Annotated in this window: 20 protein-coding genes; 9 read left to right on the top strand and 11 right to left on the bottom strand. The window is 57.2% G+C overall.

Going from position 1 to position 23,042, the window contains the following annotated elements; all coding sequences use genetic code 11:
- Positions 1 to 50 precede the first annotated feature (50 nt).
- From lldD to ACMWL8_RS16520, 7 genes are all read right to left on the bottom strand, one after another.
- Complete coding sequence (gene lldD, locus ACMWL8_RS16550; protein WP_045260050.1) at positions 51 to 1,238, bottom strand: quinone-dependent L-lactate dehydrogenase; 1,188 nt, start codon at positions 1,236 to 1,238, stop codon at positions 51 to 53.
- A complete protein-coding gene (gene lldR, locus ACMWL8_RS16545) occupies positions 1,235 to 2,008 on the bottom strand; it encodes a transcriptional regulator LldR (RefSeq protein WP_414751606.1) in 774 nt (257 codons plus the stop codon). Before lldR ends, lldD begins: the two co-directional genes overlap by 4 nt.
- A complete protein-coding gene (gene lldP, locus ACMWL8_RS16540) occupies positions 2,005 to 3,660 on the bottom strand; it encodes an L-lactate permease (RefSeq protein WP_045260048.1) in 1,656 nt (551 codons plus the stop codon). The genes lldR and lldP overlap by 4 nt, the downstream gene beginning before the upstream one ends.
- A gap of 271 nt (positions 3,661 to 3,931) precedes the next feature.
- A complete protein-coding gene (locus ACMWL8_RS16535; RefSeq protein WP_045260047.1) occupies positions 3,932 to 4,294 on the bottom strand; it encodes a YibL family ribosome-associated protein in 363 nt (120 codons plus the stop codon).
- 57 nt (positions 4,295 to 4,351) lie between these two features.
- On the bottom strand, positions 4,352 to 4,942 hold the full coding sequence (gene mtlR / locus ACMWL8_RS16530) for a mannitol operon repressor MtlR (protein ID WP_045260046.1): 591 nt from the start codon (positions 4,940 to 4,942) through the stop codon (positions 4,352 to 4,354).
- Positions 4,939 to 6,087 (bottom strand): mannitol-1-phosphate 5-dehydrogenase, encoded by a 1,149-nt coding sequence (gene mtlD / locus ACMWL8_RS16525; protein WP_052682960.1) that lies wholly within the window; start codon positions 6,085 to 6,087, stop codon positions 4,939 to 4,941. The genes mtlR and mtlD overlap by 4 nt, the downstream gene beginning before the upstream one ends.
- Before the next feature lie 102 nt (positions 6,088 to 6,189).
- Entirely contained in the window at positions 6,190 to 8,097 is a 1,908-nt protein-coding gene (locus ACMWL8_RS16520) for a PTS mannitol transporter subunit IICBA (RefSeq protein ID WP_028015047.1), read from the bottom strand.
- Between the two features lie 634 nt (positions 8,098 to 8,731).
- Between ACMWL8_RS16520 and ACMWL8_RS16515 the strand changes: the two genes are divergently transcribed.
- The 5 genes from ACMWL8_RS16515 (at position 8,732) to selB (ending at position 14,250) form a co-directional block, all read left to right on the top strand.
- A complete protein-coding gene (locus tag ACMWL8_RS16515; RefSeq protein WP_028015048.1) occupies positions 8,732 to 9,088 on the top strand; it encodes a DUF3302 domain-containing protein in 357 nt (118 codons plus the stop codon).
- Positions 9,089 to 9,090: 2 nt separating this feature from the next.
- Entirely contained in the window at positions 9,091 to 10,227 is a 1,137-nt protein-coding gene (locus ACMWL8_RS16510; protein ID WP_028015049.1) for an HlyD family secretion protein, read from the top strand.
- Between the two features lie 90 nt (positions 10,228 to 10,317).
- Positions 10,318 to 10,926 carry a glutathione S-transferase gene (locus ACMWL8_RS16505; protein ID WP_045260044.1) on the top strand — a complete coding sequence of 203 codons (609 nt, stop codon included), beginning with the start codon at positions 10,318 to 10,320 and terminating at the stop codon, positions 10,924 to 10,926.
- Positions 10,927 to 11,029: 103 nt separating this feature from the next.
- Positions 11,030 to 12,415 carry an L-seryl-tRNA(Sec) selenium transferase gene (selA, locus tag ACMWL8_RS16500; protein WP_045260043.1) on the top strand — a complete coding sequence of 462 codons (1,386 nt, stop codon included), beginning with the start codon at positions 11,030 to 11,032 and terminating at the stop codon, positions 12,413 to 12,415.
- Positions 12,412 to 14,250, top strand: a complete 1,839-nt coding sequence (gene selB, locus ACMWL8_RS16495) for a selenocysteine-specific translation elongation factor (RefSeq protein WP_045260042.1) — start codon at positions 12,412 to 12,414, stop codon at positions 14,248 to 14,250. Before selA ends, selB begins: the two co-directional genes overlap by 4 nt.
- A gap of 3 nt (positions 14,251 to 14,253) precedes the next feature.
- Here the strand turns inward: selB and ACMWL8_RS16490 are convergent, their stop codons facing one another.
- Entirely contained in the window at positions 14,254 to 15,138 is an 885-nt protein-coding gene (locus tag ACMWL8_RS16490) for an ROK family protein (protein WP_028015053.1), read from the bottom strand.
- A 165-nt stretch (positions 15,139 to 15,303) separates the two neighbouring features.
- On the opposite strand from ACMWL8_RS16490, the gene aldB reads away from it, so the two are divergent.
- Positions 15,304 to 16,842, top strand: a complete 1,539-nt coding sequence (gene aldB / locus ACMWL8_RS16485; protein ID WP_041911639.1) for an aldehyde dehydrogenase AldB — start codon at positions 15,304 to 15,306, stop codon at positions 16,840 to 16,842.
- Here aldB and ACMWL8_RS16480 read toward each other — a convergent pair.
- Positions 16,839 to 17,804 (bottom strand): LysR family transcriptional regulator, encoded by a 966-nt coding sequence (locus ACMWL8_RS16480; RefSeq protein WP_065366019.1) that lies wholly within the window; start codon positions 17,802 to 17,804, stop codon positions 16,839 to 16,841. The genes aldB and ACMWL8_RS16480 overlap by 4 nt on opposite strands.
- Positions 17,805 to 17,921: 117 nt before the next feature.
- On the opposite strand from ACMWL8_RS16480, the gene ACMWL8_RS16475 reads away from it, so the two are divergent.
- From ACMWL8_RS16475 to ACMWL8_RS16465, 3 genes are all read left to right on the top strand, one after another.
- Positions 17,922 to 18,662: a MipA/OmpV family protein gene (locus tag ACMWL8_RS16475; RefSeq protein WP_045260041.1), complete on the top strand. Its 741-nt coding sequence runs from the start codon at positions 17,922 to 17,924 to the stop codon at positions 18,660 to 18,662.
- A gap of 209 nt (positions 18,663 to 18,871) precedes the next feature.
- Positions 18,872 to 19,057: a type II toxin-antitoxin system HicA family toxin gene (locus ACMWL8_RS16470; RefSeq protein ID WP_041911637.1), complete on the top strand. Its 186-nt coding sequence runs from the start codon at positions 18,872 to 18,874 to the stop codon at positions 19,055 to 19,057.
- A gap of 14 nt (positions 19,058 to 19,071) precedes the next feature.
- The gene (locus tag ACMWL8_RS16465) at positions 19,072 to 19,476 is read left to right on the top strand and encodes a type II toxin-antitoxin system HicB family antitoxin (protein WP_045260040.1); all 405 of its coding nucleotides are present in this window, start codon (positions 19,072 to 19,074) and stop codon (positions 19,474 to 19,476) included.
- Positions 19,477 to 19,519: 43 nt separating this feature from the next.
- On the opposite strand, the gene ACMWL8_RS16460 is transcribed toward ACMWL8_RS16465, so the two are convergent.
- Positions 19,520 to 21,469 carry a glycoside hydrolase family 127 protein gene (locus tag ACMWL8_RS16460; protein ID WP_045260039.1) on the bottom strand — a complete coding sequence of 650 codons (1,950 nt, stop codon included), beginning with the start codon at positions 21,467 to 21,469 and terminating at the stop codon, positions 19,520 to 19,522.
- Positions 21,470 to 21,479: 10 nt separating this feature from the next.
- On the bottom strand, positions 21,480 to 22,880 hold the full coding sequence (locus ACMWL8_RS16455; protein ID WP_045260038.1) for an MFS transporter: 1,401 nt from the start codon (positions 22,878 to 22,880) through the stop codon (positions 21,480 to 21,482).
- Positions 22,881 to 23,042: the final 162 nt, after the last annotated feature.

Below are 23,042 nucleotides of genomic sequence, written 5' to 3'. Positions count from 1 at the left end.
GCCCGAGGGGGAAATCGGACGCATGGGAAAGGTGGGGGAACGGGAGAGGATCAGGCCGCGTCGCCACGTGACAGCGGAGCCAGCGCCGCCGGTAGTTTGCTCAACTCCTGCACCAGCGAATCCTTGCTGATTTCACTGATCGACTTCGCGCCGGTCAGGGTCATCGCCACCTTCATCTCTTTCTCGATCAGGTTCAGCAGGTTTGCCACGCCCGCCTGGCCGCTGGTGGCCAGCGCGTACAGGTACGCGCGGCCCAGCAGCACGCTGTCTGCGCCCAGCGCAATCATGCGCACCACGTCCAGCCCGTTGCGAATGCCGCTGTCGGCCAGGATCGCAATATCCCCTTTCACCGCATCGGCAATGGCCGGCAGGGCGCGGGCGGAAGAGAGCACGCCGTCGAGCTGGCGTCCGCCGTGGTTAGAGACCACGATCCCATCGGCGCCAAAACGCACCGCGTCGCGGGCATCTTCCGGGTCGAGGATCCCTTTGATCACCATCGGGCCATCCCAGAATTCGCGGATCCACTCCAGGTCTTTCCACGAGATCGACGGATCGAAGTTGTTCGCCAGCCAGCCGATATAGTCCTCCAGTCCGGTCGGTTTACCGAGATAGGCCGAGATATTCCCCAGATCGTGCGGACGGCCGTTCAGACCCACATCCCACGCCCACTGTGGATGCGTTACCGCCTGCCAGTAGCGGCGCAGGGCGGCATTCGGGCCGCTCATGCCGGAGTGCGCATCGCGGTAGCGCGCGCCGGGCGTGGGCATATCGACTGTAAAGACCAGCGTGGAGCAGCCCGCCGCTTTAGCGCGCTCCAGGGCGTTACGCATAAAGCCGCGATCGCGCAGGACGTACAGCTGGAACCACATCGGCCGCTTGATGGCCGGGGCGACCTCTTCAATCGGACAGACCGAGACGGTAGAGAGGGTAAACGGAATGCCTTTAGCATCTGCCGCGGCGGCGGCCTGCACTTCGCCCCGGCGGGCGTACATCCCGCATAAGCCGACGGGCGCGAGCGCGACGGGCATGGAGAGCGTTTCGTTAAACAGTTTCGTCTCAAGGCTCAGGTCAGACATATTCTTCAGCACGCGCTGGCGCAGGGCCACTTCTGACAGATCCTCCACGTTGCGGCGCAGGGTGTATTCGGCATACGCCCCACCGTCGATGTAGTGGAACAGGAACGGCGGCAAAATGCGCTGCGCCGCGGCGCGGTAGTCACTGGCTGCTGAAATAATCATGCTTTGTTCTCCCTGGAAATATCACTGTCGCCAGGCAGACGGGTAATACGCGCCTGTCGGGCCTGGTCTTCATCAAATCGTTTAATGGTGGTGTGCACGAAGCCGAGATGCGCCATCATCGCCTTGCGCGCGGCTTCGGCATCGCCGGCCAGAATGGCGTTGAGCACCGCCTCGTGCTGTTCGGTCAGCTGGGCAAAGACCGGCGGGACCAGATACATGCGCTGGCGGCTCTGCTTCACGGAGGATTGCAGCAGGTCGAAGAATCCGCGCATGGTCTGGAGCAGCACCACGTTGTGCGACGCCTCGGCGATTGCCAGATGGAAACGCACGTCCGCCTGGGAGGCGATGTCCAGGTCGCTGCTCAGCGTGGCTTCGAAGCAGGCTTTGAGCTTCTCTTTGTCGGCTTCGGTTGCCCGCATCGCTGCGTGCCATGCGGTACTGGTTTCGATGGCGTGACGCGCTTCAAGAATGTCGAAGCTGTAGTCCGGGTCGTTTTCCAACAACGTCTTCAGCGGCTGAACGATGTTTTGCTCGGACCAGTCATCATGCTGCCAGCGCACAAAGGTGCCGCCGCCGCGACGGCTCACCAGTACGCCTTCGCTGACCAGCGTCGCCAGCGCCTCGCGCAATGAGTTACGCGATACGCCAAGCCGGGCGGCAAGCTGGCGCTCGGCGGGCAATTTCATGCCCGCTTCCAGCTGTTGTTCTTCAATCAGCGCCCGCACGCGAGAGGCAATCTCGTCGGACAGGCGTCTGGGCATCACTATCATGGGATCATCCAGGTTAAGACATAGGCCTGCAGGGTGGTGATCACGCCCACCATGCAGGTGAATATCAGGCTGTGTTTCACGGTAAAGCGGAACAGGTCCGACTCTTTGCCCACCAGTCCCACCGCCGCACAGGCAATGGCGATGGACTGCGGGGAGATCATTTTGCCGGTCACGCCGCCGGTGGTGTTCGCGGCGACCAGCAGCACGTCCGACACGCCAATCTGCTGCGCAGCCGTCGCCTGCAGGGCGGCAAACAGAGCGTTAGACGAGGTATCGGAACCGGTCAGGAACACCCCCAGCCAGCCGAGGAACGGCGAGAAGAAGGTGAATGCATGCCCGGTGTGCGCCAGCGCTAACGCCAGCGTCGACGACAGGCCGGAGTAGTTCGAGATAAACGCGAACGCCAGCACCATGCCGATGGAGTAGATCGGCAGCATCAGCTCTTTAATCGTTGCCGCAAAAGTCTGTACCGCGGCGGCAGGCTTCATGCGCAGCCACACCACGGAAAGAATAGCGGCAAACAGGATGGCCGTACCGGTGGCGGAGAACCAGTCAAACTTAAATACTGCCGCATACGGGGTGGCGTCGTGCACGACCGGCGGCATACGGGCAACCATCTTGTCGAGGAACGGTACGGAGACGTTAATCACCATGTCGTACAGCGCGCCGCCCGGGGCGAACAGGGCCTTAAACGGCGGTATGCTCCACAGAGTGACCGTTGCGGTCAGGAACAGGAACGGCGACCAGGCGCGGACGATCTGTCCTGCGGTATAGCCCGTGCGGGCGAGGGTCTGATCCACGTGCGACGCGCCCATGTCGGCAAAGCGGAAGATGCGCACCGGCTGCCAGCGTTTCAGGAACAGCGTCAGGCAGACCAGCGACACCAGGGAAGAGATAATGTCCGGCAGTTCCGGGCCGAGGAAGTTTGAGCTGAGATACTGGGCAATCGCGAACGAACCGCCTGCCACCATCACCGCAGGCCAGGTCTCCTTCACGCCGCGCCAGCCGTCCATAATCGCCATGATCCAGAACAGCACGATAATGGTCAGGAACGGCAGCTGGCGGCCAACCATCTGGCCGATCTCAAAGCTGTCCAGCCCGGTCACCTGGCCCGCGACAAGAATCGGAATCCCCATCGCGCCAAACGCCACCGGTGCGGTGTTCACAATCAGGCACAGGCCAGCGGCGTAGAGCGGATTAAAGCCCAACCCGACCAGCAGCGCGGCGGTGATCGCCACCGGTGCGCCGAATCCTGCCGCGCCTTCAAGGAACGCCCCGAAGGAGAAGCCGACAATCAGCATCTGCAGACGCTGGTCCGGGGTGATGGAGAGAATCGACGAACGAATGATGTCGAACTGCCCGGTCTTTACCGAGATTTTATAGACAAAGACCGCGGCGATGATGATCCACGCAATCGGCCACAGGCCGTAGAAGAAACCGTAGACAACGGAGGCCAGCGCGCGATCGACCGGCATCTTGTAGAAGAACAGCGCCACCAGCAGGGCGATGGCAACGGTATACGTCGCGGCAAGGTAGCCCTTCAGCTTGAGCTTAATCAGCGCAAAGAAGAAGAACAGGATCGGTAGCGATGCGATCAGGCTCGACAGCCAGATATTGCCGGCCGGGTCGTAGTTTTGTTGCCAGAGGCTCATGCAGGTCTCCTGGGGACCAGACAGCCTGTGCTGCGGGTGAGTCTCCGCTCAACTCTGCGTCACAAACTGTGTAAAAGTGGTCCTGCCAATATTGTGTTGTAGGGTTAATGACAATGAATGGTTAACCAGATGTTATGGAGTGGCAATGGTTTTGTGAGCGCAGATAATAGAATTGTGAACCGGGGGAGGATTGATTGCGTTATTGGTTGGACCAATTCACGCGAAGGGGAAAAGAGTAGGCCGGGTAAGCGCAGCGCCACCCGGCATGAAATCAGAATGAGGTCTTACAAAAACCCGTCATCTCTTTCAGGCCCATTTCGCGGCCAAGCTCGGTCATCGGGTGAACCACCACCAGACCACGAACGCTTTTCTTCAGCTTGCCCATGTCGGCCTGCTCTTTTTTGGTGATCGCGCGGCGGTGCGGCATGTTCATCAGCTTCTGCGCTTCTTTGCTCAGCTTCTGGCCTTTGACTTCGCGCAGGCGCTCGATTTCCGCTTCCAGCTTCACGGACTCTTTTTCCAGCTCGGCATATTTCTCGGCGGAATCAACCAGAGACAGGCCAGCCATCTGGTGACGGATCAGATCCAGACGGTCGCTCAGGCGTTTAATTTCGTTCTTTTCGACTTCTTTCATGACAATTGACTCTAAATCGGGGGAATTACAGGGAAGGATACACCAATGTGAACGGGCTTACTTCTGAAACGCTTTTTTTAAGCTGATTTTAGAAATCAGCTCAGTCAGGGAGAGGACCATCGTGGAACGGACAACCTGTTGATAGCGCAGCTTTTGCATCGCGTACAGTTCAGGGTCGCTGTTATCAAAATGGGGAGCAGGAGGCAGGGCGGTGACGCAGTGCAACTCGCCGAACGGCCCCAGGATCTCATCATCGGTAAAAGTGTACTCACTACCGTCATGATTGAGCTCTTCGCGCAGCGCCATTAACAGTTCAGCGTCTTCATACTCCTGGCGGTTGAGCACGCCAAGACCATAAATCAGCTTCAGACGCACCGACAGATCGCCCAGCGGTCCGTCTCCGTCCAGTAACGGTTCTACAGCGTACTTTACCGCGTAGTCGTCTTTGCGAAACACCTGAAGCACCAGGATATTCACCGCCTCGGTTAACAGCTCGACGGCGGCAATCAGGAAACTTCGTACGGTTTTGCCAGCATTCAGACGCTCAAGCACACGATTTTCAAAGGCCTGGGTTTGTTCCATTATTGCCTGCATATCTGACAATCTGTTATTCGGGCGCAGGCTCACCTGCGCCGGATTTTGCATCATTTGGTTGCGTTGTATGCGTTAACCGCCTCCGCAACCACGTCGCTGCTGGCGTCCAGACCGGAAATCTGCGCCAGCGCAGCCTGCGCGCCTTTGTCATCAATCAACTGAGCCAGCTCAATCGCCTGCGGGTCCTGCTCGCTGCGGTAGTGCATCGCGGCAGCAATTCCTTTCACCAGGTTGGCGTGCGGCAGATCGTATTCCAGCGTGCCCAGCAGCGGCTTAATCAGGCGGTCGCCCGCGCTCAGCTTACGCAGCGGCTGACGGCCCACGCGCTCAACGTCATCTTTCAGATACGGGTTTTCAAAACGACCGAGGATTTTCTGGATATATGCTGCGTGTTTATCAGCATCAAAACCGTAGCGTTTGATCAGCACCGCGCCGCTCTCTTCCATTGCCCCTTTCACCACCGCGCGGATCTGCTCATCGAGGATCGCGTCGCGAATGGTCTGATGACCGGCCAATTTTCCGAGGTACGCGGTTATAGCATGCCCGGTGTTCAGCGTGAAGAGTTTGCGTTCGACAAATGCCATCAGGTTATCAGTAAGTTCCATTCCCGGAATGGTCGGCAGCGCGCCCTTGAACTGAGTTTTATCGACGATCCACTCGCTGAAGGTTTCAACAGTGACTTCCAGCGGATCGTTGGTGGCGGATTCGGACGGCGGAACGATACGGTCTACAGCGGAATCCACAAACCCGACGTGCGCTTCAACCCAGGCTTTATCTTCCTCAGCCACGGCCGCCATAACGTGGCCTTTCAGCTGCGTGGTGCCGCGCACCATGTTTTCACAGGCGATGATGTTCAGCGGTGTTTCAATGCCCTGTGCTTTACGCTTCGTCAGGCCTTTCGCGACCGCAGGAGCAATACGTTCAAGCACTACCGGACCCACGGCGGTGGTCACCAGATCAACGCTGGCGATCAGGTCAATCACGTCGTCGCCGATACTGCTGACCGCGTTGACGCCAGAGACGGTTTCAACCTGTTCGTTTTCACCCACCACATGAACCTGATAGCTATGACGGGCATTCAGGGCATCCAGAACCACCTGATTCACATCGGCGAATGTCAGGGTAATGCCCGCGTCTGCCAGCAGTTTACCGATAAAGCCACGACCGATATTACCTGCGCCAAAATGTAATGCTTTCATAGTGTTAACCTTCATCAATGTTTTTACCCGAGAGGGCTGGGGTGAGGAACGTTTGCCCCTCACCCTAGCCCTCTCCCCGAAGGGGAGAGGGAAGAGGCGCTGCTATTTGTTGAGCAGGGCCAGAACTTCTTCAACGCTTTCAGTTTGTGCCAGACGCTCGATGACGGACTCATCATCCAGCGCGTTGGTCAGGCTGGTAATCACCTGAATATGCTCGTTGTTGCGAGCGGCGATACCAATCACCAGACGGGCGATGTCGTCCTCTTCTTCACCGAAGCGCACGCCGTCAGGATACTGACAGAACACCACGCCGGTTTTCAGCACGCGGTCTTTCGCTTCAACCGTACCGTGCGGAACCGCGATGGATTCACCCAGGTAGGTTGGCGTCAGTTTTTCACGTTCCAGCATCGCGTCAACGTATTCTGGCTGAACGTAGCCGCCCTTCACCAGCTGTTCACCGGCAAAGCGAATCGCCTCTTCTTTGGTGCTCGCGGTACGGCCGAGGAAGATGTTCTCCGCGCCCAGCTTAAACAGGTGAGCGTTGCTCTCGTCAAAGCTGTCCTGCAGGCTGGTGCGCACCTTCACTTCGTTGTCTTCGTGGCGCTGCGCGGCAACCAGACGTTCGGTCAGGCTGGTGTACAGGCCGCTGTCCAGGAAGTTGGTCAGCGAGATGTGCTGTGCCTGCGGTACCTGACGCATAGCGCGCTCGGTCAGATCGCGGTGCGTGATGACCAGGTCAACGTCCGGCGGCAGGTTGTTAATCGCGCTGTTGGTCACGGAGATATTGGTCAAACCCGCATCCTGCACTTTCTTACGCAGCACGCCGGCACCCATTGCGCTGGAACCCATACCGGCGTCGCAGGCAACGATGATTTTACGCACGTGGCTCAGGTCGTTAGAAACATCGCCAGCCGCCAGTGGGGTCGCGCCTTTGGATTCGGCTTTCATGTCGTGCATACGACGGGTTGCCGCTTCGATATCGTCGTCTTCTTTCACCTTGCTGGTTTTCAGCAGGATAGAAGAGACCACGAAGGAGACCGCCATCGCCGCACAGATCGCCGCGATGTTCGCGAAGTACGCGCCTTTCGGCGTCATCGCCAGCACCGCCAGGATAGAGCCTGGAGAAGCAGGGGAGACCAGACCGCCGCCCAGCACGCTCAGGGTGAACACACCAGTCATACCGCCGAGGATAACGGCCAGGATCAGACGTGGGTTCATCAGCACGTACGGGAAGTAAATTTCGTGGATACCGCCCAGGAAGTGGATGATAGCCGCGCCGCCAGCAGACTGCTTCGCGCTGCCGCGACCAAAGAACATGTACGCCAGCAGAACGCCCATACCCGGACCCGGGTTCGCTTCAATCAGGAAGAAGATGGACTTGCCGAGATCGTGAGACTGCTGAATACCCAGCGGCGAGAAGATACCGTGGTTAATGGCGTTGTTCAGGAACAGGATTTTCGCCGGTTCAACGAAGATAGACGCCAGCGGCAGCATGTCGTGCGCCACCATGAAGTTAACGCCCGCCGCCAGCAGTTTGGACAGCACTTCAACAGCCGGACCAATGCCCAGGAACGCCAGAATCGCGAGGATCATCCCGATGATGCCCGCAGAGAAGTTGTTCACCAGCATTTCGAAGCCGGACTTGATCTTGCCATCAACCCAGACGTCGAATTTCTTAATCGCCCAGCCGCCCAGAGGACCGGCAATCATCGCACCGAGGAACATCGGCATATCCGCACCGACGATCACGCCCATGGTTGTGATGGCACCCACGACGCCACCACGGTCACCGCCCACCAGACGACCACCGGTATAACCGATGAGCAGCGGCAGGAGATAGGTAATCATTGGGCCAACAAGTTTCGCCAGCGTTTCGTTAGGCAACCACCCTGTCGGAATGAACAATGCGGTGATAATACCCCACGCGATAAACGCGCCGATATTTGGCATCACCATGTTGCTGAGGAAACGACCAAAGCTTTGAACTTTGATCTTGAAATCGGATGACATAAAACACCCCTTCTTCTGTTTACGCTTAGGCTTGCGGCCCGAGGTTTATTGTTAATGAGGCGGCAGAGGTAGCCGGACCCTGTTCTGATGCTGTGAAATCTGGCACTGAATCGTTCAACTGTCCAGACAGCGGAATTTTGTGTGATGCATGTCACGTAAATGTAGGGGGTGCGGTGTTGAATGAAGTGACATGAGTCACAAAATAGGCGAGTAAAAAAAATACGATGGCGAAAAATAGAGCAAAAACCACCTCTTTATGTGATTGATGTCACGTTTTGTTTTTGCGGGTTTGTTTCTGGATTGTGACTGGTTTCACAAAATATTTTTATGCCGATTTCTCCGACTGCGATCGGCGTCAGGACGGCCTCGAGTAACACGGAAAGCTAATAAAACAGTTTACATATGTAGTATGGCGGAAAGTTGAAACCTGAATTACGCTCATAATGTAAGGTTGAGTATATTATTATTCAGGATATATTTTGACACGCTTATAAACTTGCGAGGAGATATTATAAAAACCGATACTCCCCGGCTCTGAAATAATCAGCGTGCCTTTTAAATTTAAAAATAAATTAATTAGGCTGCGTGCTGTTTTATTAATGTAATGAGTTGACGTTGTTTAAGTGAGGAGACTATGTTTCTCAACTATTTCGCGCTGGGCGTGTTGATTTTTGTATTTCTGGTTCTTTTTTACGGAATCATCGCCATCCATGACATCCCCTATAATATGGCTAAAAAGCGTAATCATCCCCATGCCGATGCTATTCATACGGCTGGCTGGATCAGCCTGTTTACGCTCCATGCCATCTGGCCGTTCCTGTGGATTTGGGCCACGCTGTACCGCGAAGATCGCGGCTGGGGCATGCAGAACCACATTACTAAGCCTGATGAGGTTCCGGGGATGGATGCGCTGGCCAAACGCGTGGCCGAGTTAGAACACAAGCTGGCAGCGGTTCAGCCCTCTGATGATAAAAACACGCTGGAGCGCTAATCATGGATCTGTTGATTATTCTGACCTATGTGGCATTTGCCTGGGCAATCTTTAAAATATTCCGTATTCCGGTAAATCAGTGGACGCTTGCTACCGCGACGTTAGGCGGGGTGTTTATTGTTGCCGGACTCATTCTGCTAATGAACTATAACCATCCGTATACCTTTACGGCGCAAAAAGCGGTAATTTCCATTCCGATTACGCCGCAGGTCACGGGGGTGGTTACTGAAGTGACCGATAAAAATAACCAGCTCATTAAAAAAGGCGAAGTGTTATTTAAACTGGATCCGGGCCGCTATCAGGCGCGCGTCGACAGACTGAAGGCGGACCTGGTGACCGCGACGCACAATATCGACACTCTGAAAGCGCAGCTTTCGGAAGCGGTTGCCAATACGACACGCGTCTCCGCTGAGCGCGATCGACTATATAAAGATTATCAGCGCTACCTCAAAGGCAGCCAGGCGAAGGTGAATCCGTTCTCTGAAAGCGATATTGATAACGCGCGGCAGAACTATCTGGCGCAGGATGCCATGGTGAAAGGCTCCGTTGCTGAACAGACGCAGATTCAAAGCCAGCTGGACAGCATGGTGAACGGCGAGCAGTCGCAGATTGCCTCGTTACGCGCCCAGCTTGCTGAAGCGAAATACAACCTCGATCAGACCGTGGTGCGCGCGCCGAGCAATGGCTACATCACTCAGGTGCTGATTCGTCCGGGAACCTATGCCGCCGCGCTGCCGCTGCGCCCGGTGATGGTCTTCATTCCTGAACAGAAGCGCCAGATTGTGGCCCAGTTCCGTCAGAACTCGCTGCTGCGTCTGAAGCCGGGTGATGAAGCGGAAGTGGTATTTAACGCGCTGCCGGGCCAGGTTTTCACCGGTAAGCTCACCAGCGTTCTGCCTGTGGTGCCAGGCGGGTCGTATCAGGCGCAGGGTGCATTGCAGGCACTGACCGTTGCGCCGGGTACGGATGGGGTACAGGCGCTGATTGAACTGGAGCCTAACGCCGACGTCGATGCTTTGCCGGACGGTATTTATGCCCAGGTGGCGGTCTATTCGGATCATTTCGCCCACGTCTCGGTGATGCGTAAAGTGCTGCTGCGTATGACCAGCTGGATGCACTACCTCTATCTCGATCACTAATCCTTCCGGGGCGGGAATGCGACACGCATATCTGCCCTTTTTTCATCGCTTGATCCATACTGACTTTTTCCCGGCATCAAGGATCAGGCAATGAAACTCATCGGTAGCTACACCAGTCCCTTCGTGCGAAAAATCTCGATTCTCCTGCTGGAGAAAGGGATTGAATTTGAATTCGTTAATGAACAGCCCTACAACGCCGAAAACGGCGTCGCGCAGTATAACCCGCTGGGGAAAGTTCCGGCGCTGGTGACGGACGAGGGCGAATACTGGTTCGATTCCCCCATTATTGCGGAGTATGTCGAACAGCTGGGCATTGCCCCGGCAATGCTGCCGTCTGACCCTAAAGCGGCGCTGGCGGTGAAGCAAATTGAAGCCCTGGCCGACGGCATTATGGATGCAGCACTCACCTCCGTTCGCGAGCAGGCAAGGCCCGCCGCCCAGCAGTCAGAAAGCGAGCTGCTGCGCCAGCGGGAAAAAATCAGCCGCAGTCTGGATATGTGTGAAAAGCTTATCCGGGAGGGCAAGATCCACACCGACAGCCTGGACCTGGCAACCATCGCCATCGCCTGCGCCATCGGCTATCTCAACTTCCGCCGGGTGTCCCCTGGCTGGTGCGTTGACCGTCCGCTGCTGGTGAAACTCGCAGAAACGCTCTTTAGCCGCGAGAGCTTTGCCCGCACCGAACCGCCAAAGGCTTGACGCGGGTTATAACACTTCGGCGTCGGAGGCGGTACAATCCCTCCACATGTTAACTCCCTCTCCCGTCGGGAGGGGGGAAGATATTTACTCGCCAGGCGCTTCCATGACTACTCATCATTCGCTGTACAGCCAGATCCCCGCGACCGACCGACTTCTTCGCGAGCCCCGCATTCACGCTGCCGTTGAGCGTTTCGGCCATACCGCGACGGTGGAGATGTTACGTCTGCTTCAGGATGAAGCCCGAGGCCATATCCAGGCCGAAAACGCCTTGCCCGACTGGTGCGCAGCGTGGGAGCAGGAAGTTGAGCATCGGCTGGGTGAGAAGGCGCAAAGCGCGTTACGCCCGGTGGTCAACCTGACGGGGACCGTGCTGCATACCAACCTGGGACGCGCCCAGCAGGCGGAAGAGGCGGTGGCTGCGGTCGTGCAGGCCATGCGCTCGCCGGTGACGCTGGAGTACGATCTGGACGGCGCCGGGCGCGGGCATCGCGATCGCGCGCTGGCGGATCTGCTCTGCCAGCTAACCGGTGCGGAAGATGCCTGCATTGTGAATAACAACGCGGCGGCGGTGCTGCTGATGCTGGCGGCGACCGCGAGAGGCAGAGAGGTGGTGGTGTCCCGCGGCGAGCTGGTGGAGATTGGCGGGGCGTTTCGCATTCCGGACGTGATGCGCCAGGCGGGCTGCACGCTGCATGAAGTGGGTACGACTAACCGTACCCATGCGAAAGATTATCGCGCGGCGGTGAATGAAAACACCGCCCTGCTGATGAAGGTCCACACCAGCAATTATCATATTGAAGGCTTCACCAAAACGGTTGAAGAGGCCGAGCTGGCGGCGATTGGGCGCGAGCTGAATATTCCGGTGATTGCCGATCTCGGCAGCGGTTCGCTGGTGGATCTCAGCCAGTACGGGCTGCCTAAAGAGCCGATGCCGCAAGAGATGATTGCGGCGGGCGTGAGCCTGGTCAGCTTTTCCGGCGACAAACTGCTGGGCGGGCCGCAGGCCGGAATTATCGTCGGCAAGTGCGAGCTGATTGCGCAGCTGCAGCAGCACCCGCTCAAGCGCGCCCTGCGCGCCGATAAAATGACCCTTGCCGCGCTGGACGCGACGCTGCGCCTCTATCTCCACCCGGAGAAACTGGCCGACCGCCTGCCCACGCTGCGCCTGTTAAGCCGGGATGCCGCCTCGATTCGCGCCCAGGCCGAACGGCTGCTGCCGCGCGTTGCCCCGCACTACCCCGATTTTGACGTTCGCATTGAGCCCTGCCAGTCGCAAATTGGCAGCGGTTCGCTGCCGGTGGACAGGCTGCCGAGTCAAGCGCTCACCTTCACCCCGCGTGTCGGGCGCGGTAGCCGCCTTGAGGCCCTGTCGTTGCGCTGGCGTGGCCTGCCGACACCGGTTATCGGACGGATTTACGACGGCCGCATGTGGCTGGATCTGCGCTGCCTTGAAGATGAAGAGCGATTTCTGGAGATGTTGTTGAAATGATTATTGCCACCGCCGGTCACGTCGACCACGGAAAAACCACGTTACTGCAGGCAATTACCGGCATAAACGCCGATCGTCTGCCGGAAGAGAAAAAGCGCGGCATGACCATCGATCTTGGCTATGCCTACTGGACCCAGCCCGATGGCCGCGTGCTGGGCTTTATTGATGTTCCGGGGCATGAAAAATTTCTTTCCAACATGCTGGCGGGCGTGGGGGGCATCGATCATGCCCTGCTTGTGGTGGCCTGCGATGACGGCGTGATGGCGCAAACCCGTGAGCATCTGGCGATCCTCCAGCTGACAGGCAACCCGCAGCTGACCGTGGCGCTGACTAAAGCCGATCGCGTTGACGACGCGCGCGTCAGCGAGGTGCGCGAAGCGGTGCAGGCGACCTTACGGGAATATGGTTTTGCCGATGCACCGCTTTTTGTCACCGTAGCGACAGAAGAGCGCGGTATCGGCGAACTTCGCCACCATTTACAGCAGCTTTCGTCGCGAGACCACGCCAGCCATCACCGCTTCCGTCTGGCGATTGACCGGGCGTTTACCGTCAAAGGTGCGGGGCTGGTGGTCACCGGTACGGCGTTAAGCGGTGAAGTGAAGGTGGGCGATAGCCTATGGCTGACGGGCGTTAATAAACCGATGCGCGTGCGCGGCTTACATGCGCAAAATCAGCCTGCGGAGCACGCCCACGCCGGGCAGCGGATCGCGCTCAACATTGCCGGGGATGCGGAAAAAGAGCAGCTTAACCGCGGCGACTGGCTGCTGGCCGACGCCCCGCCCGAGCCGTCTGAACGCGTCATCGTCTCCCTGCAGACAAACGTCCCGCTGACTCAATGGCAGCCGCTGCATATTCACCACGCGGCCAGCCATATCACCGGGCGCGTGTCCCTGCTGGAAAACGATCTTGCCGAACTGGTTTTTGATTCGCCGCTCTGGCTGGCGGATAACGACCGTCTGGTACTGCGGGACATTTCCGCACGGGAAACGCTGGCCGGGGCGCGGGTAGTGACGCTGAAACCGCCGCGACGCGGCAAGCGTAAGCCTGAATACCTGCAATGGCTGGCTGCGCTTGCGCAGGCTCAGGATGATAACGCCGCGCTGCGGGTGCATCTTGAGCGCGGGGCCGTGAGCCTGAGTGATTTTGCATGGGCACGCCAGCTGAGCGGCGAAGGGTTGTATCAGCTGACCCAACAGCCGGGCTTTATTCAGGCCGGCAACAGCCTGCTCGATGCGCCGGTTGCGGCAAACTGGCAGCGTAAGATCCTGAACACGCTCGCCACTTACCATGAACAGCATCAGGATGAACCCGGTCCTGGTCGCGAGCGCCTGCGACGCATGGCGCTGCCGATGGAAGACGATGCGCTGGTGCTGCTGCTGATTGAAAACATGCGCGAAAGCGGGGTGATTAAAAGCCATCACGGCTGGCTGCATCTGCCGGATCACAAAGCCGGGTTCACCGCAGAGCAGGAGGCAATCTGGCAAAAAGTGGCCTCGCTGTTTGGCGATGAACCCTGGTGGGTTCGCGATCTGGCGCGTGAAACGAATACCGACGAGCAGATGATGCGCCAGGTATTGCGCCATGCGGCGCAGCAGGGGCTGATAGTCGCGATCGTGAAAGATCGTTATTACCGTAACGATCGCATTGTGGCGTTTGCTAACCTGATCCGCGAACTGGATCAGGCGCGCGGCTCCACCTGCGCAGCCGATTTCCGCGATCGGCTGAACGTTGGCCGCAAGCTGGCGATCCAGATCCTGGAATATTTCAACCGCATCGGTTTTACGCGTCGCCGGGGTAATGACCATCTGCTTCGCGACGCGCAGCTGTTCCCCTGAGCGCTACGTGCGGCGGGAGAGTTTTTGTTTTGCCAGCCATACCGCGCCCAGCCTTCCCGCCTGGTTACCCAGCTCGCAGGGCAGAATGGGCACCTTGAGCGCCTCCCACTCCTCGAATCGCTGCAGGTACTTATCGAGCAGGAGATAGATTTTCTCCTGCTCGCTTACCCCGCCGCCAATCAGCACTGCCTGTGGATCGAACATCGAGATTACGCTGTAAACGCCGCGCGAGAGGCAATGGGCCCACTCCTCAATGGCCTCACGCAGATGCACGTCGCTCTCCATGCGTTTAAACAGCTCCTCGCCGTCAGGCATCTCTTCTTCTGATACGGCCAGCGCGCGGCGGCAGGCTTTCATCAGGCCGCTGGCCGACGCCACGTCATGCATGGGTTCGCCGTTATTACCCACGGGCAGCACGCCAAATTCGCCGGCGCGGTAATGCGACCCGCGATAAAGATCGCCTTCCATCACAATCCCGCCACCGATGCCCGTGCCGATGGTGATGCAGACGAAATGCTCGTAGTCCTTACCCGCGCCCTGCCAGCGCTCGCCCAGCGCCGCACAGTTGGCGTCGTTTTCCACGGTGACGGGAAGGTCGGTCAGCCCGGCGAAGAGTTCGCACAGGTTTTCGCCGTCGAGATAGTCGAGTGCGCCCGCTTTTGCCGCTTCGCCGCTGTGGTGGTTAATATGGCCGGGAAAGCTCACGCCGATACCGACGATGTCGTGTTCGTCCTGATACGCTTCAACTACCGCTTTCCACTTCTTTTTGAAGGTGTTTTTATCCTCAGGAGTATCGTACTCGTCCGTCGTCAGCTCCTTGCCATTTTCATCAATCACGCCGTGTTTGATGTGGGTTCCGCCTACGTCAAAACCGATAAACAGCTGCATCGCATCGTTCCTCATGAGCCCTTGAGCTGTTAAGTATGGCTCAGTGGCAGGAACGAAACGTAAAGTACGGTAATCCGTGATACGGCTCGTAAACCCGTCACCCACTGGCGAGAAAACCGCCAGCCGGGACTACCCTTGTTGTACACCAACAGCAAGGAGACGGTCATGACAAACAATCCTCCCTCTTCGCGTATCCAGCCCGGCGAGTATGGTTTTCCCCTCAAGCTGAAGCCCCGTTATGACAATTTTATCGGCGGCGACTGGGTGGCCCCCGTCGACGGCGAATACTATTCCAACCTGACGCCCGTTACCGGCCAGCCGCTGTGCGAGATTGCCAGCTCCGGCAAGCGGGATATCGATCTGGCGCTGGATGCGGCACACAAAGCGAAAGATAAATGGGGCCATACCTCCGTTCAGGAGCGCGCGGCCATTTTGTTCAAAATCGCCGACCGGATGGAGCAGAACCTGGAGCTGCTGGCGACGGCGGAAACCTGGGATAACGGCAAGCCGATCCGGGAAACGATGGCGGCAGACGTGCCGCTGGCTATCGACCACTTCCGCTATTTTGCCTCCTGTATTCGCGCGCAGGAGGGCGGAATAAGCGAGGTAGATAGCGACACCGTGGCGTACCACTTCCACGAGCCGCTGGGGGTCGTCGGGCAAATTATTCCGTGGAACTTCCCGCTGCTGATGGCGAGCTGGAAAATGGCGCCCGCGCTGGCCGCCGGGAACTGCATTGTGCTTAAACCGGCGCGTTTAACCCCGCTCTCTGTTCTGCTGCTGATGGAAATTGTTGCCGATCTTCTGCCGCCGGGGGTGATTAACGTGGTGAACGGCGCGGGCGGTGAGATAGGGGAATATCTGGCCACCTCAAAACGGATCGCTAAAGTGGCGTTTACCGGGTCGACGGAAGTGGGCCAGCAGATTATGCAGTACGCCACGCAAAACATCATTCCGGTGACCCTGGAGCTGGGCGGGAAGTCCCCGAACATCTTCTTCGCGGACGTGATGGAGGAAGAGGACGCTTTCTTCGACAAGGCGCTGGAAGGGTTTGCGCTGTTTGCCTTTAACCAGGGCGAAGTCTGCACCTGCCCAAGCCGCGCGCTGGTGCAGGAGTCCATCTACGAGCGCTTTATGGAGAGGGCCATTCGCCGCGTCGAGTCTATCCGCAGCGGTAACCCGCTCGATAATGTTACGCAGATGGGGGCGCAGGTCTCGCATGGCCAGCTGGAGACTATCCTCAACTACATCGATATCGGTAAGAAGGAAGGGGCGGATATCCTGACCGGCGGTCGGCGTAAGGTGCTCGGCGGGGATCTGCAGGAAGGGTATTACCTTGAGCCGACGATCCTGTTCGGGCAGAACAACATGCGCGTCTTCCAGGAGGAGATTTTCGGACCGGTGCTGGCGGTGACTACCTTCAAAACGATGGAGGAGGCGCTGGAGATTGCCAACGACACGCCGTATGGCCTGGGGGCGGGAGTCTGGAGCCGTAACGGTAATCTGGCCTATAAAATGGGCAGGGGTATACAGGCGGGACGCGTATGGACCAACTGCTACCACGCCTATCCGGCTCACGCGGCATTTGGCGGGTATAAGCAGTCGGGCATCGGGCGTGAAACGCACAAGATGATGCTGGAGCATTACCAGCAGACGAAATGTCTGCTTGTCAGCTACTCCGATAAACCGCTGGGGCTATTCTAATCGCCCAGTTCAGGCCGTCCATGGACGGCCTGAGCAATTTGCTGGCGCAGGCAGTTGAGGACACCATCCAGAACATATTGTACGCGCCAGGGCTGATATTCGCGCTTGCGGAAGATGGCGGTCAGATCGAGCCACCACTCTTCCTGATGCGGGAAACAGGGGACCAGCGTGCCTTGCGTTAATTCCTTCTTCAGGCTTTCTTTCGGCGCGAACACAATGCCAAGATTATTTCTTGCCAGCTCCAGGGCCGTCTGGGTATTGTCGCAAATATAGTTTCCGGTTACCCGATAATCATGCACATCATCACTGCCATGCATGCGAAAACGCCAGATGTTGGCGTCATCGACCAGCATGGAGTCAATCAGAATACAGGAGTGATTAATTAAATCTTCAGGTCCGGTTAAAGGATGTTTATTTAAATATTCCTGGGTTGCGAATGCAGTGACGGAATATTTTGTTAATACGCTGGCGACCAGACTTTCATCTTTTGGCTGAGCATAGGTAATTAAAATATCACAGTCATCCGGGAAGGACACACCTTCTGAATATTCGTTGCGGTCCAGGTTGTAGGTTTTCAGGGAAATGCGAATATCCCCGATGTCCTTTATCTGGTGGATCACGTGGCGCGCGAGATAGGTCACAATGCCCGTTGGGGCGTAAATCGTGACTTTTCCACGCTTTTCATGCTTATAATCGGCAATAAAATTAATAAGTTGCGTGTTTTTGTCCAGCGTGGCGTCGACATAAGGGAGTAATGCTTCACCGAACTGCGTCAGAGCGAGCTGGCGGGTCGTGCGCTCAAAAACCTTAAGCCCAACCCGCGTTTCAAAATCCGAGAGATATTTACTGACGTTGGCCTGCGCCATGCCCAGCAGGGCGGCGGCATCACCAATGCTGTGGGTGGCTGCGATGACGGAGATTATTTTTAACTCGCGTGGCTTTAGCTGTAATTTATTCATCATGCGCACCCATCTATATGGTTTTATATATAATATTATATAAACTGCAGCGTTGCACAGGCAAATTTGTAACCATTATTATTCGCCACGCTTATTTGGCGTATAAATGGATTACTTCACATGACTATTAAATACAATTTACTGATTGCTGCCACGTTATTTGCAACCTCTTCTGCAATGGCCGGTGACTTTTCACTTGGCGCGGGGGCCGTATTTAATGAGTCTCCTTATAAAGGCTATAACGAAAATACCACCGCGGTGCCGTTAATTAGCTATGAGAGCAATCGTTTCTATGTTCGCCAGACCACGGGCGGATGGATCCTGTGGAAAGACGCAAAAAATGAACTCAGCCTGACCGCATCCTGGATGCCGCTGCATTTTGATCCGGATGATAACGACGACCACCAGATGAAGCAGCTTGATGAGCGTAAAGCCTCTGCGTTCCTCGGCGGTGCGTACTACCGCCACGAAAGCTGGGGTTCTATGAAAGTGGCGGTCTCAGGCGATGCCACGGATGAAAGCGGCGGCGTGGTGGGCGAGGTATCCTACTTCCGTCCAATCAGGATGGAGCGTTTGACCCTGACGCCTTCTGTCGGTGTTTTTTACAGCGACGAGAGCTATAACGACTACTACTACGGCGTATCCGGCAGCGAGTCACGCCGCTCAGGTCTGGATCAATACACCGCCGGCGACAGCTGGACGCCCTACGTTGGTCTGGCAGCTAAATATCAGTTAACCCAGAAGCTGTACCTCAACGCCAGCGCGGTCTACACCGTATTGCCTGATGACGTGAAGAACAGCCCGATGATCGACCGCGATGATAGCTTCGCGCTAATGACCGGCCTGACCTGGCGCTTCTGATGCGGTAAAGCCGGGCGACGGCGTTGCCTTGCCCGGCCTACGATCTTGCCTGCATTTTTATCTGCAATACAACGTATTCCTTTTTCATTTCTCGATGCTTCTTCCTGTTCCGCCAAAACACGGCTGCACTGATGTTCCTTATGCGCTAATGTGATTCGACCCGATAGTAATGGTGTGTATCATGTGTATAATCATGGAAGGACTGGGATGTGAAAAGTGCGGATGTCATTACCGTTCTGATCGGCCACGGCTGGAAATGTGTCAGAACGAAAGGAAGCCATCATCAGTTTCGCCATCCCGAACAGAAAGGGCTGGTTACTGTCCCACATCCTAAGAAGGATATTAAACCGGGCACGCTCGCGCAGATATGGCGGCAGGCGGGAATTAAACACTGATATCAGGAGTAGTTATGTTTTATCCGGCTTACATTCATTCTGACACCGACGGCAGCGCCAGCGGCTTTTTTCCTGACGTTCCAGGCTGTTTTTTTGCAGGTGATTCCCTGGACGACGCTTTTCAGGATGCACGTGAGGCGCTCACCGCGCACTTCGAAGCGCTGTTTGAAATGGATGAAGCATTGCCTCTTCCGGGAAATGTCGAAGTGCACCTTGAAAATCACCCTGACGACTTCACGGGCGGGCAATGGTTGCTGGTGGATATTAATATGAAGCAGTTTGACGGCAGAGCCGAGCGTATCAACATCACGATGCCTCGACGTTTGCTGGTAAAGATTGATTCCTTTGTCAGCGAGCATCCTCAGTTCGGTAATCGAAGCGCATTTCTGGCTGAGGCAGCACGTCGCGTGCTGCCATAGCGTTCAACCTCTCCCGTGGGTGAGGGCAACAGACCGCCGCTATTCAGCCTTCATCCACCCATATCCGCATTTCCCCTTCTCCCCGGTTAGCCCAGCTAAACCACGGAATAAAGGTCAACGTCCGGGGCTGGCGCTGTACCGGCGAGCGGTCGTACTGCCACAACGCATCCGTTTCCTTCATGTGACACCCAATTCCCTCTGTCTGTATCAGCATCTTATGCGCGAAAATGCCTTTGCCTTCATACACCCGGAACTCGCTATCTCGGGGCAAGGAGAGGTTATGCAGATTGGCGCCGTTATCAGCTTCTTCCAGGCAGTAAACCAGCGGCCCGCGCTGTAGCGCGACTTTACCCGCCTGCTGGCGCACCTGAGGGTTACCGTACACACGGCGGACCGGCATCGGTAGCGTCAGGGTCAGGGTGTCGCCTTCCAGCCAGCAGCGGGAGAGGTAGAGATATCCGCGTGACGCTTCACCGGTAATGGCTTCGCCATTCAGCGAAACGGCAGGCTCCGCGCACCAGTCCGGCAGCCTGAGTGCCAGCGTGTGGGTGACCGGAACCGGCGAAGTGATTTCGATCTTCACCTGCTCCTGCCACGGATAGTTACCGCTAATGCGCAGCTGTAGGGCGTTATCGCCCACCGGAATGGCGACGTCGTTCCCCACGTACAGGTTTATCAGCAGCGCATCCGGGCGAACGGTATAAATGTAGTGCCCCAGCGAGGTCAGCACGCGGGCGATATTCGGCGGGCAGCAGGCGCAGCCGAACCAGCGCTGACGCACCGGCTTCACGTGGTCATAGATATGGTTAAAGGCCAGCGTTTTCGGATGCACTTCCAGTGGATTGACATAAAAGAAATGCTTACCGTCCAGCGCCATCCCGCCCAGCACCGTGTTGTACAGCGCGCGCTCCATCACGTCGGCGTAGTGGCCGTCTGCCTCCATCTCCAGCATCCGGCGGGCGAACATCATCAGGCCGATTGAGGCGCAGCTTTCGGCGTACACCGTATCGTTGGGCAGATCGTAATCGCTGCTGAACGCCTCGCCGCTGCTCTGCGAGCCAATCCCGCCGGTAATGTACAGCTGGCGCTGCGCCATGTTGCTCCACAGCCGCAGACAGTCCCGGCGTTTCCCCTCGTCGTTGCTCAGGCGCGCCAGATGAGCCATGCCCGCCATCAGATAGACGAAACGCACGGCATGGCCGATGGCCGTTTGTTGTTCTGCAAGGGGCAGATGCGCCTGGCTGTAGGCTTTGTCCTTGACCATCCACGCCGGACCATAGGTGTTCCAGTAAGATGTTTTGCCGCGCTTCTCGTATTCGCTATCGTAGAAGTGAGGCTGCGCGCCGCGTTCTTCAATAAAGTATTTCACCAGATTGAGATAACGCGGCTCCTGCGTGACGTCGTACAGCCGCATCAGCGCCAGCTCGATTTCCGGGTGACCAGGGTAACCGTGTAGCTGTGTTTCTCCCGGGCCAAACACGCTGTCGATATGGTCCGCCAGCCTGCACACCACGTCCAGCAGGCGACGTTTTCCGGTTCCCTGGAAATACGCCACGCCCGCTTCAATCATATGCCCGGCGCAGTACAGCTCGTGGCATTCGGCCAGATTCGTCCAGCGTTCCTCGGGGGCTTTTACCGTAAAGTAGGTGTTGAGGTAGCCATCTTCACACTGCGCTGCCGCGACCAGTTCAATCACCTCGTCGGCGGTTTTTTCCAGTTCTGCATCCGGTTTCTGGCACAGCGACCACGCCACGGCTTCGAGCCATTTCGCCACGTCGCTGTCCTGAAACACCATCCCGTAAAACTCCCCCTGTTCCAGCCCGGCCGCGATGCGGAAGTTAGCGATGGCGTGGCTGGGTTCGGCCTCCGCCACGCGGTCGTTAAGCGCATCCCACTGGTAAGGGATCACCACGTCACGGACCAGCCGTTGATATTGCCCGAGAAACGGATCGTTGATTTTCAGCTGGTGCAGGTCGGGTTCCATTATGGACATAGCGTTCTCCTCAGGACGGTACGTGACGCTGGCGCAGGTCGGTGGAAATGCGCGACATCATTGGGTTATTAAGCCTGCACCAGCGGATAGTGACCGCCAGCAGCAGGTGGAAAAGGGCAGGCAGCAGCGTCTCCATGGCGGTGATGCCCTGCAGTGAGGCTGGCGTCTGGTTGCCCGCGCCTGGCTGATAGGCCACGGCAATAAACACCAGGCTGATAATCCCGGCGCTGGATGCCCACGCAAGCTTGATGAAAAACAGGTTGAAGGCGAAGTTCATGCCTGACGAACGCACGCCGGTTTTCCACTCGCCGTAGTCATCGGCAAAGGCCATTAGCGAGAAGTGCAGCGGCAGGGTGAAGCCCAGGATCACGCCGTTGCTTAAAATGACGATCAGCCATAGCGTCTGGTGCGCCGGGCCACCCGGCAGAAACCACATGCCCACCGCAAGCGCAGCGAGCACCAGGTTGGTGTAGTAGTAGAGTTTGACGGTATCAATACGGCGCGACAGCGGGCTGACGATCACCGCGCCCAGAATAGCGGCAAAGGTCACCATGGTGAAAAACAGCGAGGTGTACGCCGTGCTGCCCTGAAGTACGTAGGTGATAAAGTACATATAACCACCGCCGCGAATGTTGAAGACGTTGATCAGCAGAAACGACATCAACAACATCAGCAGCAGTTGATCGTTTTTACGCAGGCCCGCCAGGTGCTCGCGCAGGGTGAATTTGCCCATCAGCGCCAGCGGAACGCGTTCACGAACCCAGAAGAAGCAGCACAAGAACATCACCACGGCGATAGCGCACAGCACGCCAACGCCCAGTTGATAACCCTTCGCGGCATCGCCCTGACCCAGCTCCGCTACCAGCCACGGCAGGCCAACGGAGACCAGAAAGCCCGCCACGCCGCACAGCACAAAGCGCCAGGACTGGCAGGCGATCACCTCGTTGTGGCGGGTGGTCATGGTGTTAATCAGCGCGCAGTAGGGCACGTTGATGGCGGTATAGCCCACGGATAACAGCAAATAGGTGCCGAACGCCCAGGCGATTTTCACGCCCATGCTGGCTTCCGGAACGGTGAAGGTCATTACGCCGATAATGCCTATCGGGACGGCGACCCACAGCTGCCAGGGACGAAATCGGCCCCAGCGGCTCTGCGTGCGGTCAGCAATGACGCCCATCACCGGATCGGAAATGGCGTCAAACACGCGAAGGGCAATAAACAGCGTGCCCACCAGCGCAGGGGTGAGACCAAATACATCGGTATAGAAAAAGGTCAGAAAGTTCATGATCAGGCAGGTAATCACCGTGCCGCCCGCATCGCCCAGGCCGTAGCCCATTTTCTCGCGGACGGACAGCCGGTCGTCGACTTTCTGTTTTGCAGCGTCTGCGTCTGTAATCGGTGTGGAAGTCATGAAGTAACTCCTCGGAGATCGAATTTATTATCGTATTTATGCTGGGTACCTCTTTATTCTGCATCGAACGGGAAGGCCAACAAGGGAAGGGAAAAGTATAAAAAGGTGACGATTCCGACCTGATGATAAAAATGTGATTCCGATCGGACAGATATTTTAATA

The organism is Enterobacter sp. 04-C-12-SI-ECC (genome assembly GCF_047530715.1).
Classification (GTDB): Bacteria; Pseudomonadota; Gammaproteobacteria; order Enterobacterales; family Enterobacteriaceae; genus Enterobacter; species Enterobacter bugandensis.
The sequence above is the reverse complement of the archived record's forward strand: the minus strand, read 5'-3'. Positions and strand labels throughout refer to the sequence as shown.